The following is an 11,745-nucleotide window of genomic DNA, read 5'->3' as shown; positions in this document are numbered from 1 at the left end:
GTAGTGATTATAATTCGGCTATCAGAGGTCGGCGAGCAGCGGGATGAGCTCCGCGAACGCGCGGGCCCGATGCGACTGCGACTGCTTCTCCTCGGCAGTGAACTCCCCCACACTGCGCTCTGACCCTGCTTCCTGCCCGTCGGGCACGAAGATCGGGTCGTAGCCGAAGCCTCCGCTGCCGGATGCCGCGTGAGCGAGCCTCCCCGGCCAGCGCCCCTCGACGACGTATTCGACGCCGCCCGCGGTCACGAGGGCGATCGTCGAGGTGAAATGCGCGGCGCGGTGCGGATCGGCGACGTCGCGCAGCTGATCCAGCAGCAGCTTGAGGTTCGCCGCCGCATCCTTCTTCTGGCCGGCCCAATAGGCCGAGAAGACGCCGGGTGACCCGCCGAGCACATCGACGCAGATTCCCGAATCGTCCGCAAGAGCGGCGAGCCCGGTGTGCGCCGCGGCCGCCCGCGCCTTGATGAGCGCATTCTCCGCGAACGTCACGCCGTCCTCGACCGGCTCATGCCCGTCGTAGCCGACGATCTCGAGGTCGGGCCGCGTCTGCGCGACGATCTGCTGGAACTCCGCGACCTTGTGCGGGTTGTGCGTCGCGAGCACGACCTTCATCGTCACGCGCCTGCCGTGGCAGCCAGTGCGGCGAGCTGGTGACCCTTCAGGTCGGCGCAGCCGGCGACCCCGAGGTCGAGCAGTGCGTCCAACTCGCGCTTGTCGAACGGGGCGCCTTCGGCCGTTCCCTGCACCTCGACGAACAGGCCGCGGCCGGTGACGACGATGTTCATGTCGGTCTCGGCCCTGACGTCTTCGACATATGCCAGATCGAGCATGGGCTCTCCGTCGATGATCCCGACCGAGATGGCGGCGACCGAGTCGAGCAGCGGCGTGGAGTTCTTGCCGATGAACTTCTTGTTCCGGCCCCACTCGATCGCGTCTGCGAGCGCCACGTACGCTCCCGTGATCGCTGCTGTCCGCGTGCCGCCGTCGGCCTGCAGCACGTCGCAGTCGATGACGATCGTGTTCTCGCCGAGCGCCTTGGTGTCGACGACGGCGCGCAGTGCGCGGCCGATCAGGCGGGAGATCTCATGCGTGCGACCGCCGATGCGGCCCTTGACGCTCTCCCGGTCGTTGCGGCTGTTGGTCGCGCGCGGGAGCATGGAGTACTCCGCCGTGACCCAGCCCTTGCCCTTGCCGGTGAGCCAGCGCGGGACGCCGTTGGTGAAGGATGCCGTGCACAGCACCTTCGTGCCGCCGAAGCTGATCAGCGCGGAGCCTTCCGCGTGGGCACTCCAGCCGCGCTCGATGGTGATCTCGCGGAGCTGGTCGGTGGAGCGGCCGTCGGCGCGGACGATGTCGGTCATGTGCTTCTTTCGATGGGGGTGGTCGAATCGACTCAGCGCGATTCGGAGACGGAAGCAGGAAGCTCGATGACGCCGGTGTGCACGAGCTGCACGTCGCGGACCTCACGACCCATGAGCCGGTTGGCGAGCGCGGTGAAGTCGTCGGCGGAGGCCCCGGTCGCCTCGTAGACGTAGGTGGCATTCGCGTCTGACGGGGCCAGCAGGTCGCCGCGCACGAGCTGTCGGTAGACGTCGCCGGCGGTCTCGTCATCGCTGGAGACGAGCGTGACGCCCTCCCCCATGACGTAGCTGATCGCGCCGCGCAGGAACGGGTAGTGGGTGCATCCGAGCACGAGCGTGTCGACACCGGCATCCCGCAGCGGAGCGAGGTACTCCTCGGCCACGGCGAGCACCTCGGGGGTACCGGTGACGCCGGCTTCGACGAACTCGACGAACCGGGGCGCCGCGGCCGTGAACACCTGCAGGCGCTCGTTCACCTCGAGCATGTCCTGATACGCACGCGATCCGATCGTCCCGACGGTGCCGATCACTCCGACGCGGCCGTTGCGCGTCGACGACACCGCGCGGCGCACGGCGGGACCGATCACCTCGACCACGGGGACGTCGTATCGTTCCCTGGCGTCGCGGAGCATGGCGGCGGATGCTGTGTTGCAGGCGATCACGAGCATCTTCACGCCCTGGTCGACCAGGGCATCGAGGACCTCGAGCGAATACCGGCGGACGTCGGCGATGGGCTTGGGTCCGTACGGGGAATGCGCCGTGTCGCCGATGTACACGAACGATTCGCGGGGCAGCTGGGCTCGGATGGCCCTGGCCACCGTGAGCCCGCCGACACCGGAGTCGAAGATTCCGATCGGCGCGTCGTTCATGACTCCCCAGCCTACCGGCGCGCGCCATCGGGCGGGCTCAGGTGACGGGTCGATGTCGTCACTATGCTGACGGGATGACCACGTCGACGGCGCTGCTGACCGATCGTTACGAGCTCACGATGCTCGCGGCCTCCCTGCGAGATGGAACGGCCTTCCGGCCGAGCGTCTTCGAGCTCTTCTCCCGGCGACTGTCCGGCGGCCGCCGGTTCGGCGTGGTGGCGGGTACCGGACGCCTGCTCGGACTCCTCCGCGACTTCCACTTCGGCGACGACGAGCTGCGGTTCCTGCGCGACGAGCAGGTCGTCGACGCCACCTCGCTGAAGTACCTGGAGGACTACCGGTTCACCGGCTCGATCAGCGGCTACCGCGAGGGCGAGCTGTACTTCCCCGGCTCCCCGATCCTGACCGTCGAGGGCACCTTCGCCGATGCAGTGGTGCTCGAGACGCTGGCCCTGAGCGTGCTCAACCACGATTCCGCCGTCGCGACCGCGGCCTCGCGCATGAGCATCGCCGCCGGGGAGCGCCCCCTGGCCGAGATGGGTTCGCGCCGAGCCGCCGAGCGATCCGCCGTCGCCGCCGCCCGCGCCGCCTACATCGCCGGTTTCGGAGCGACGAGCAACCTCGAGGCCGGTCGCAGCTGGGGCATTCCCACGATGGGCACCGCCGCCCACTCCTGGACGCTGCTGCACGACTCGGAGGAAGACGCGTTCCGCGCCCAGGTCGAGAGCATGGGCACCTCCACCACGCTCCTCGTCGACACCTACGACATCCGGGCCGGGGTCGAGACGGCGATCCGCGTCGCCGGAACCGGGCTCGGCGGCGTGCGCCTCGACTCCGGCGACCTGCCGATCGTGGCGGGCGAAGTCCGCGCCCAGCTCGACGAGCTCGGCGCCACCGAGACGCGCATCACGGTGACGAGCGACCTCGACGAGTACGCGATCGCAGCCCTCGCGGCATCGCCCGTCGACGCATACGGCGTGGGCACATCCGTGGTGACCGGCTCCGGCTATCCGACCGCCAGCATGGTCTACAAGCTCGTCGCACGACAGGACGCGACCGGCGCCTGGATCGGGGTAGCGAAGGCCTCGGCCGACAAGGCGTCGTATGGGGGCCGCAAGGCCGCCTTCCGCACTCTTGCCGACGGCGTCGCGTCCGCCGAGACGGTCGTCGTCTCCGACGGCTTCGAGCAGCTGGACACCGCGTCCGAGCATCCCGACGGCCGCCCGCTGCAGGTGACGTTCGTCGAAGCCGGCGACATCGACACCGCGCACGAGGGTCCGGCCGGAACGGCATCCGCTCGCGCGCACCATCTCCGGGTGCGCGAGGAGCTGCCGGTGCGGGCACTCGCGCTCAGCAAGTCCGACCCCGCGATCCCCACGGTCTACGTCGAGGCGACCTGACCCGGTCCTGGTCAGCCGATCATCGACTCGTAGATCTCCTTGCACGTGGGGCAGATAGGGAACTTCTCCGGGTCGCGACCCGGGGTCCACTTCTTGCCGCACAGTGCGCGCACCGGCTTGCCGGTGATCGCAGACTCGAGGATCTTGTCCTTCTTCACGTAATGCGAGAAACGCTCGTGGTCACCCGGTTCGAGATTCTCCTCGCGGAGGAGCTCTTCCAGTTCGCGATCAAGCGTTGTCACGCCGCCCTGATCGGGGCTGTCCAGCGGAGTACTCATCCCGTGAGTCTAGCCGCGTCGGTGCCCTCGCGGGCGGTCGTCAGGCCGTCTCGACGAACTCCATCAGACGCTCTCCGCTGCGCTCGAAGATGCGGCCGCCGATGACGGCGCCGAGCACGAGAACGACGATGCCGGTGCCGATACCCGCCCAGAAAGCAGCGGGCGCGTAGGCGGATCCTTCGATCATCGTCGCCGCGAACAGCCAGATCGTCGGCGCGCTCAGCACGATCGCCCCGAGGAAGGCGGCTGCGGGCCCGTACGTGCCGCGCGACGCCGAACGTTGCGGCTGCTGGAAAGGGCTGTCGCCGGGCCGGGACACTGCGTACGGTGCGACCACCGACACGATGCTCGAGATGCCCAGCGCCGAGAACAGCAGGCTGGCGGCGAGGCCGGTGAGCGGCATCAGCAGGGCCCAGTCCCCGATCACGAACATCGTCAGGGGCACGGCGATCGCCAGCACGGGGACCGCCACCAGCGTCACCGGAACGAGTCGTCCCAGCCTGTCGGGGAGACCACGGATGCCGCTCGCGACGTGCGTCCACAGCGCGGTCGAGTCGTACGCGACATCGTTGTGCGGCAGCCAGCCGAAGAACAGCGCCATCACGGGCACGGGGATCAGCGCCGCGATCTCGAGCGGAACGCCGGCAACGATCAGCGGCAGCACGGTGAGCACGCCGGCGACCGGCACCACGATGATGTTCATGATGTACCGGCGGTCGCGCAGCCAGTAGACGAGACTCCGCGCGGCGATGGCACCGAATGCGTTCGACGGCAGCAGTCCGAACCAGCCGAGACCGGTGCGCTCGCGCGCGGCGACCGGTCGTTCGGTGGTGGTCAGCAGACGGCGCACCAGCCAGGACCACAGCGCCCACAGGAGCGCGACGGTGAGGACGGCGATGACCCCGCTCGTCCAGGTGGAAGCGGTGTCCTCGCCGGCCACGAGGAAGAGGAAGCCGGGTGCCGCCGCGAGCGGCGTGAAGCCGACGGTCGTGGTCAGCGCGGCCAGCGACTCCGGAACCTGGCCGTCCCAGCGCAGCGAGGCGAAGAAGACCGCGACCGGGAAGGCGATCACGATGAGTGCCAGGGCGAAGAGCGCCGTGAGCTCCCTGGAGCGGCGCTCCGGGAGCAGCAGCGCATTGATCGCCATTCCGATGCGCGCGGTGAGCACGGTCGTCGTCACGCCGACGATCGTCATGACGACGGCGAGCGCCCAGGGTGCGCCGAGCCGGATGGCGACCACGCAGACGCTGATGTACACGGCGAGCAGGGCCAGGCTCGGCACGCTGACGAAGGCGGCGAGCGTGAGCACCCACGGCATCCGGCGCTCGTCGACCCCGAACACCGCGAACCGTCGGGGATCGAGCTGGTCGACGGCCCCGACGAGGATCGGCCCCACCAGGAAGCCGAGCAGAAGGGCGCCGCCGCCGAGCACGATGACCGCCCGCGCGACGGCGATGGGGGCCTCGCCGAGGGTGAACACCGCGAGACAGACCACGACCGTGAGGGCGATGACCGCGACGAAGGTGACGAGCGTGCGCACTCGACGTTCTCCGCGCAGCGATCCGACCAGGAGGGCGAACCTCAGTCGGAGAACGTGTGCAGCCACTCGAGCCCCTCCACCTCACCGCTGGAACCTGCGAGCTCGACGAAGCGCGCCTCGAGCGTCTGCCCCGCGCGCACCTCCTCGATGGTGCCTTCGGCCAGCACCTCACCGCCGACGATGATCGCGACGCGGGAACAGACCCGCTCGACGAGATCCATTCCATGGCTGGAGAGGATGACGGTTCCGCCGTGCGAGACGTAGGCCCGGAGGATGTCGAGGATGACGGCGGAAGAGACCGGATCGACGGACTCGAACGGCTCGTCGAGCACGAGGACGCGCGGCGAGTGGATCATCGCCCCCGCGAGCATGATCTTCTTCGTCATTCCCGCCGAGTAGTCGGAGACGACACGGCTGAGCGCATCGCCGAGATCGAAGGCACGAGCGAGGTCGGCTGCCCGCTTCTCGATGACATCGGCGGCGAGGCCGCGCAGCAGGCCGTAGTAGTAGAGGAGCTGACGCCCGGTGAGCCTGTCGAACGTGCGCAGACGATCCGGAAGCACACCCATCACCCGCTTGGCCGCGAGGGGCTTCTCGGCCTGATCGACGCCGCAGATCACGACCGTGCCCTCATCGGGCCGCAACAGCCCGGCCACGATCGAGAGCGTCGTCGTCTTACCCGCACCGTTCGGGCCGACGATCCCGTAGAACGAGCCGGCAGGGACGGTCAGGTCGATCCCGTCGACCGCCCGGTTGTCGCCGAACTGCTTGACCAAGCCGCGGATGCGGATGGCCTCGGTGGCCGAGACGGCACCGAGATCGCCGACGGCATCGGATGCTGAGTCACCGGCCTCGGTCACCGCGACGACCGCCTCGTCCGGGGTGTCCGTGGCATCGAGAATCGGCTCCTCGGTGTCGTCCGTCTCGAGCAGGGGCTCCTCGGTCGTCCGTTCCTCGACTGCCGGGTCGTCGGTCACGGGCTGCTCGACCGCCGGCTCCTCGACCGCCGGGTCGTCAATGACGGGCTCGTCGATCACGGGCTCGTCGATCACGGGCTCCTCGACAGCGCTCTCTTCGGCCGTCGGTTGGGGCTCCTCCGCAGAGGGCTCCTCGACGATCGGGGCGGGCGGCTCGACAACGGCGTCCGGCATGGAGAGGGCCTCCGCAGCCTTCGCTTCCGCTGCCGCGTCTTCCGCGGCTTTCGCCGCAGCAGCCTTCGCGGCAGCCGACTTCGCCGCCGCCGCCTTCGCCGCGGCGGTCTTGGCCGAGGTGGATCGTGCCGTCGCGCTGCGGGCTGTCGACTTCGCGGCGGCGGCCTTGGCTGCCGCGGACTTGGCGGCTGCGGTCTTGGCCGCCGCAGTCCTCGCGGCAGGTGTCTTCGCCGATCCGGCGGTCGTCTTCGGGGCGGCCGAGCGCGCCGATGCGGCGCGAGCGGCCGCGGAAGCCGCGGGCTGGGCGCCCCGTGCGGCCGACGTCCGCGCCGCGGTGTTCTTCGCCGCCACCGAGCGCGCCGAGGCAGACGTGCGGGCGGGAGCCGGCGGATCGATCACCATCCGAACGGCGGGCTCGATCACCACTTCTCCGGTCGGCGCCGCTTTCTCCGCCGCTGCCCGAGCGGGGGTCTTCGCGGCCGGCTTCTTCACGGCGGGCTTCTTCGCCGCGGCAGCACCCTTGACCGGCGTCTTCTTGGCAGTGGTGCGCGGCTTCGAGGTCTGCTTCACTGGGGGCGTGCGCTTCACCGATGTCGTGTCGGGAGGGGTCTCGGAATCGTCCACCTGGTCGGTGCGGTCGTCAGGGGAAGGAGTCACCGTCCTACGGTATCAATGGGATGCTGCGAGCCAAGGGCGTGGCGAAACAATCCACGCTCGAATTCCGAAGAATCCGCGCAGGACCGACTGAGTCAGCCAGCCTGAGTGTTCGGTGTGTACTCGGTCACGAAATGACAACGGGAACACTCAGCGCCGGGGTCTCCCAGGCGGAATCGATAGCATGAACGCGGCACGACGAGGTGTCTGGTCGGTTAACCGACCGTGAACACAACTTCCTTTAGGAGCACTCGTGACTCTTCAGACCGTCATTCTCGCAGCAGGCATGGGCTCACGCCTGGGCCGCGCGCTGCCCAAGCCGCTCACCGAGCTCGCTGACGGGCGCACGATCATGCGCCAGCAGCACGACAACATCCGGGCCGCCTTCGGCTCCGACGCACGCATCACCACGGTGGTGGGCTACCGCGCCGAGACGATCATCGAAGCCTTCCCCTCCGTCAACTACGTCCACAACGAGCGCTACGACGAGACCAACACGTCGAAGAGCCTGCTGCGCGCCCTGAGCGCCACCGGGCGCAACGGTGTGCTCTGGATGAACGGCGATGTCGTGTTCGACCCGATGATCCTCGGGCGTGCGCTGGAGTACATCGAGCGCGATCAGTCGTTCGTCACGGTCAACACCTCCAAGGTCAGCGACGAAGAGGTGAAGTACACCGTCACGGCGGAGGGCTTCATCGACCAGCTGTCGAAGACGGTCAAGGGCGGCCTCGGCGAGGCCGTTGGCATCAACTACATCTCGGCAGCGAACAAGAAGGCGTTCATGCGCCAGCTGCAGCGTGTCGAGGATCAGGATTACTTCGAGCGTGGACTCGAGTTGGCCATCGCAGAAGACGGCCTGCTGCTCGAGCCGATGGATGTCTCCGACCTCTACGCGGTCGAGATCGATTTCGCAGAAGACCTCGACCGGGCGAACCTGTTCGTCTGATCGACTCCTCGAATGCCCGGTTCCGAAAGGAGCCGGGCATTCGGCGTTTTCGCGGGCGGGCTTCGTAGGATCAGGGCATGGAACCCAAGGTTCACAAGATCCATTCGATGCCCGATGATGCTCCCTGGGACAAGGGGGTGCCGCCGGCAGGTTCTGCGGAGCATCCGATGATGGTGCGGGGACTCGACCGTGTGCTGTCGATCCAGCGTCCGTTGGTGCTCGCGCACATCCGCAGCATCCGTCTTCGTCATCCGCAGGCTTCTCCGGCCGAGATCATCCGGATCCTCGAGCGACGCTATCTGGCGGCTGTCACCACGGGAGGTGCAGCCGTCGGCGCGACCGCCGTGGTCCCCGGTATCGGCACGGGCGTCACACTGGCACTCTCAGGCGTGGAGACCGTCGGCTTTGTAGAGTCGACCGCCCTGTTCGCGCAGTCCGTCGCCGAGGTGCACGGCATCGCGATCGCCAACCCCGACCGTGCCAGGGCACTGGTGATGACGCTGATGCTCGGCAAAGAGGGCGTCGACCTGGTCGGACAGCTCGCGGGCCAGGTGGCCGGCCGCGGCGGCAGCCGTTCTTCGTACTGGGGCGAACTGGTGACGAAGTCGCTCCCCCGCGCGGCCGTCGGCCCCTTGGTCGACCGGCTCAAGACCATGTTCGTGAAGCAGTTCGCCGCGAAGGGCGGAGCGTCCGTGATCGGCAAGGCCCTCCCCTTCGGCGTCGGAGCCGTGGTCGGCGGTGCGGGCAACCACATCCTCGGCCGGCGGGTGCTCACGACCTCACACAGAGCGTTCGGTGCGGCACCGATCGATCTGCCGGTCGAGTTGGAGCCGGTCGCCGGGGCGGAGAAGCTGGAACTGCGGATGCTGCGCGGCGCGCGGTTCGCGGGAGGCGCCGTCGCCGGCGCCGCCGGGACTGCGGCACGAGGCGTCGGCTGGGCGGGGCGCAAGGTGGGTGGGCTGACCGTCCGCCGCGGGCATCAGAACGCGGTCGAGGCTTCCGACGGCGACGCCGGCGAGCAGCTCGGCGGTCACGACCTCTCCGGCCTCGACAGCTCGTCGCGAGACGACTCACGCTGACGCGGCGACACCTCATCGCAGGGGCCCTTCGTCGGGATGGCACCGGTCACGGGCGCCATCCCGACGATCGCGGATCGCCTCAGCGGACCACGCGGACCGACTGGATGCCCGTGGCGTCGGTGTAGCGCGGAAGCTCGATCGTCGAGCGGGCGCCGACGAACTCCGTGCCGGCCTTGGCCTCCATGTAGCCCTCGAACATGTTGCTCTCGCCCCAGCCGGCCCAGCTGACCTGGATGCTCTTCGACGAGTTGTTGATGATCTTGTCGAACTGCACCTTCGGGTTGACCCCGGGCGCGACCTCGGCCCGCAGGGATCCGTCGTGCACGTAGCAGACGGATCCGGTCTTGCAGGTGTCGACGGCCTGCGCGGGGACGGCCCCGAGTGCGACGGTGCCGGCTGCCAGGGCGAGGGCGGAAAGGGTGGCGGCGATCTTGCGGTTCATCGTTCTACTCCTGTCTCAGCGCCGGGCTCGTCGAGTCCGGTCATGAGTAGTGACGAGACAGCAGTCGAAAAGGTTCACTCGATTCTCTCGGGTGTGATCGCGCGGTCGAGATCGGCCAAAGGATCGGGCGACCCGTTGTGCCGAGCATCCAACGGTCCGAGCCGACCCGCCGCTAGGGTGGAATCCGTGACGGACAAGCCTGACCTCTATACCACCGCCGGCAAGATCGCGGATCTGCGCGCTCGCTACACCGAGGCCGTCATCGACGCCGAGGCCAAGGCCAAGGAGAAGCAGCACGCCAAAGGCAAGATGACCGCGCGCGAGCGCATCGAGCTCCTCGTCGATCCCGGCAGCTTCGTCGAGTTCGACGAGTACGTGCGCCACCGCACCACGGCGTTCGGCATGGACAAGTCCCGCCCCTACGGCGACTCGGTCGTCACGGGTGTCGGCACGATCCACGGCCGCACGGTCGCCGTCTACTCGCAGGACTTCTCGACGTTCGGAGGTTCGCTCGGCGAGGTCGCCGGCGAGAAGATCATCAAGATCATGGAGTTCGCACTCGCGGGCGGCATGCCCTGCATCGGGATCCTCGACTCGGGCGGTGCCCGTATCCAGGAAGGCGTCGTCGCCCTCGGCAAGTACGGCGAGATCTTCCGTCTGAACACGCGGGCATCCGGTGTCATCCCGCAGATCTCGATCATCATGGGTCCGGCTGCCGGTGGAGCCGTGTACTCCCCTGCGTTGACGGACTTCGTCATCATGGTCGACAAGACCAGCCAGATGTTCGTCACCGGGCCCGACGTCATCAAGACGGTCACCGGCGAAGACGTGGGCATGGAGGAGTTGGGCGGCGCGTACACGCACAACACCCGCTCCGGTGTCGCGCACTACCTGGCCGAGGACGAGGACGACGCGATCGACTACGCGCGCACGCTGCTCGGCTTCCTCCCCGACAACAACATGGCCGAGCTCCCGTCGTATGAGACGGCCTTCGAGTTCGAGACGACGGATGCCGATCGCAGCCTGAACACGATCGTCCCGGACTCCGCCAATCAGCCCTACGACATCAAGACCGTCATCGAGCATGTCGTCGACCAGGGCGACTTCCTCGAGGTGCAGCCGCTGTTCGCTCCGAACATCGTGATCGGCTTCGGCCGCGTCGAGGGTCGCACCGTCGGCATCATCGCGAACCAGCCGTCGCAGATGGCCGGCACCCTGAACATCCAGGCCGGTGAGAAGGCGAGCCGGTTCGTGCGGTTCTGCGACGCGTTCTCGATCCCGATCGTCACCCTGGTCGACGTCCCCGGGTACCTGCCCGGCACCGACCAGGAGTGGGAGGGCGTCATCCGCCGCGGTGCGAAGCTCCTCTACGCGTACGCCGAGGCGACCGTGCCGCTGGTGACGGTCATCCTGCGCAAGGCGTACGGCGGCGCGTACATCGTGATGGGCTCGAAGCAGCTCGGCGCCGACGTGAACCTCGCGTGGCCGACCGCCGAGATCGCCGTGATGGGCGGTCAGGGCGCCGTGAACATCCTCTACCGCGGCGAGATCAAGAAGGCCGAGGAGGCCGGTGAGGACGTGGCAGCCGTGCGCACGCGGCTCGCCAACGAGTACACGTACGACGTCGCCTCGCCGTTCCTCGCCGCCGAACGCGGAGAGCTCGACGGCATCATCGAGCCGGCGAACACGCGCGTGTCCATCGCCAAGGCGCTGCGGGCATTGCGCGGAAAGCGGGCAGAGTTGCCGCCGAAGAAGCACGGGAACATCCCGCTGTGACCGGCCAGTCCTCTCCCTCCGGAGCGCCGGACGAGCTGCCGCTGACGCTGGAGATCGCACGCGGAACGGCCAGCGAGGAGGAGCTCGCCGCGCTCATCGCCGTGATCAGCGATGCGTATGCCTCGGAAGCGGCGGAGGCCGTCGCCGACGAGCCGCGCGTGTCGGCGTGGACGCGCACGCAGCGTCCGCTCCGCACGCCCCTGCGGCGCGACATCCCGTGGGGGCGTTTCTCCGGTTGATCTCGGG

The 11,745-nt window shown here is 68.5% G+C and carries 12 protein-coding genes; 5 read left to right on the top strand and 7 right to left on the bottom strand.

Features of this window, described 5'->3' with window-relative positions:
* Positions 1-21: 21 nt before the first annotated feature.
* The 3 genes from rdgB to murI are packed head-to-tail and all read right to left on the bottom strand — an operon-like array spanning position 22 to position 2,233.
* Positions 22-615 carry an RdgB/HAM1 family non-canonical purine NTP pyrophosphatase gene (gene rdgB, locus QFZ21_RS20015; RefSeq protein ID WP_307381377.1) on the bottom strand — a complete coding sequence of 198 codons (594 nt, stop codon included), beginning with the start codon at positions 613-615 and terminating at the stop codon, positions 22-24.
* Between the two features lie 2 nt (positions 616-617).
* Positions 618-1,364 (bottom strand): ribonuclease PH, encoded by a 747-nt coding sequence (gene rph / locus QFZ21_RS20010; RefSeq protein WP_307381015.1) that lies wholly within the window; start codon positions 1,362-1,364, stop codon positions 618-620.
* Positions 1,365-1,396: 32 nt separating this feature from the next.
* Positions 1,397-2,233 carry a glutamate racemase gene (gene murI / locus QFZ21_RS20005; protein WP_307381014.1) on the bottom strand — a complete coding sequence of 279 codons (837 nt, stop codon included), beginning with the start codon at positions 2,231-2,233 and terminating at the stop codon, positions 1,397-1,399.
* A 74-nt stretch (positions 2,234-2,307) separates the two neighbouring features.
* On the opposite strand from murI, the gene QFZ21_RS20000 reads away from it, so the two are divergent.
* Positions 2,308-3,633 carry a nicotinate phosphoribosyltransferase gene (locus tag QFZ21_RS20000; protein WP_307381012.1) on the top strand — a complete coding sequence of 442 codons (1,326 nt, stop codon included), beginning with the start codon at positions 2,308-2,310 and terminating at the stop codon, positions 3,631-3,633.
* Between the two features lie 11 nt (positions 3,634-3,644).
* On the opposite strand, the gene QFZ21_RS19995 is transcribed toward QFZ21_RS20000, so the two are convergent.
* The 3 genes from QFZ21_RS19995 to QFZ21_RS19985 are packed head-to-tail and all read right to left on the bottom strand — an operon-like array spanning position 3,645 to position 7,259.
* Positions 3,645-3,911 carry a DUF3039 domain-containing protein gene (locus tag QFZ21_RS19995; protein WP_307381010.1) on the bottom strand — a complete coding sequence of 89 codons (267 nt, stop codon included), beginning with the start codon at positions 3,909-3,911 and terminating at the stop codon, positions 3,645-3,647.
* Positions 3,912-3,951: 40 nt separating this feature from the next.
* A complete protein-coding gene (locus tag QFZ21_RS19990; RefSeq protein ID WP_307381007.1) occupies positions 3,952-5,517 on the bottom strand; it encodes a hypothetical protein in 1,566 nt (521 codons plus the stop codon).
* Positions 5,493-7,259: an ABC transporter ATP-binding protein gene (locus tag QFZ21_RS19985; RefSeq protein WP_307381005.1), complete on the bottom strand. Its 1,767-nt coding sequence runs from the start codon at positions 7,257-7,259 to the stop codon at positions 5,493-5,495. The genes QFZ21_RS19990 and QFZ21_RS19985 overlap by 25 nt, the downstream gene beginning before the upstream one ends.
* Positions 7,260-7,509: 250 nt before the next feature.
* On the opposite strand from QFZ21_RS19985, the gene QFZ21_RS19980 reads away from it, so the two are divergent.
* Together QFZ21_RS19980 and QFZ21_RS19975 are read left to right on the top strand one after the other, a co-directional pair.
* A complete protein-coding gene (locus QFZ21_RS19980; protein ID WP_307381003.1) occupies positions 7,510-8,202 on the top strand; it encodes a phosphocholine cytidylyltransferase family protein in 693 nt (230 codons plus the stop codon).
* Positions 8,203-8,279: 77 nt separating this feature from the next.
* Positions 8,280-9,281, top strand: coding sequence for a hypothetical protein (locus tag QFZ21_RS19975; protein ID WP_307381001.1), 1,002 nt, complete (start codon positions 8,280-8,282; stop codon positions 9,279-9,281).
* A 79-nt stretch (positions 9,282-9,360) separates the two neighbouring features.
* Here QFZ21_RS19975 and QFZ21_RS19970 read toward each other — a convergent pair whose 3' ends face one another.
* Positions 9,361-9,723 carry a hypothetical protein gene (locus tag QFZ21_RS19970; protein WP_307380999.1) on the bottom strand — a complete coding sequence of 121 codons (363 nt, stop codon included), beginning with the start codon at positions 9,721-9,723 and terminating at the stop codon, positions 9,361-9,363.
* 186 nt (positions 9,724-9,909) lie between these two features.
* On the opposite strand from QFZ21_RS19970, the gene QFZ21_RS19965 reads away from it, so the two are divergent.
* Both QFZ21_RS19965 and QFZ21_RS19960 read left to right on the top strand, forming a co-directional pair.
* Positions 9,910-11,499 carry an acyl-CoA carboxylase subunit beta gene (locus QFZ21_RS19965; protein WP_373426032.1) on the top strand — a complete coding sequence of 530 codons (1,590 nt, stop codon included), beginning with the start codon at positions 9,910-9,912 and terminating at the stop codon, positions 11,497-11,499.
* Positions 11,496-11,738: an acyl-CoA carboxylase subunit epsilon gene (locus tag QFZ21_RS19960; protein ID WP_307380994.1), complete on the top strand. Its 243-nt coding sequence runs from the start codon at positions 11,496-11,498 to the stop codon at positions 11,736-11,738. The genes QFZ21_RS19965 and QFZ21_RS19960 overlap by 4 nt, the downstream gene beginning before the upstream one ends.
* Positions 11,739-11,745 lie beyond the last annotated feature (7 nt).

The sequence above is a fragment of the Microbacterium sp. W4I20 genome (genome assembly GCF_030816505.1).
Taxonomy (GTDB): domain Bacteria; phylum Actinomycetota; class Actinomycetes; order Actinomycetales; family Microbacteriaceae; genus Microbacterium.
This window is presented reverse-complemented; position numbering and strand designations above follow the sequence as displayed.

What these genes read in the sequence shown, in the direction of transcription:
- rdgB (WP_307381377.1), bottom strand. Translation starts at nt 615, where the DNA reads ATGAAGGTCGTGCTCGCGACGCACAACCCGCACAAGGTCGCGGAGTTC.
- rph (WP_307381015.1), bottom strand. Translation starts at nt 1,364, where the DNA reads ATGACCGACATCGTCCGCGCCGACGGCCGCTCCACCGACCAGCTCCGC.
- murI (WP_307381014.1), bottom strand. Translation starts at nt 2,233, where the DNA reads ATGAACGACGCGCCGATCGGAATCTTCGACTCCGGTGTCGGCGGGCTC.
- QFZ21_RS20000 (WP_307381012.1), top strand. Translation starts at nt 2,308, where the DNA reads ATGACCACGTCGACGGCGCTGCTGACCGATCGTTACGAGCTCACGATG.
- QFZ21_RS19995 (WP_307381010.1), bottom strand. Translation starts at nt 3,911, where the DNA reads ATGAGTACTCCGCTGGACAGCCCCGATCAGGGCGGCGTGACAACGCTT.
- QFZ21_RS19975 (WP_307381001.1), top strand. Translation starts at nt 8,280, where the DNA reads ATGGAACCCAAGGTTCACAAGATCCATTCGATGCCCGATGATGCTCCC.
- QFZ21_RS19970 (WP_307380999.1), bottom strand. Translation starts at nt 9,723, where the DNA reads ATGAACCGCAAGATCGCCGCCACCCTTTCCGCCCTCGCCCTGGCAGCC.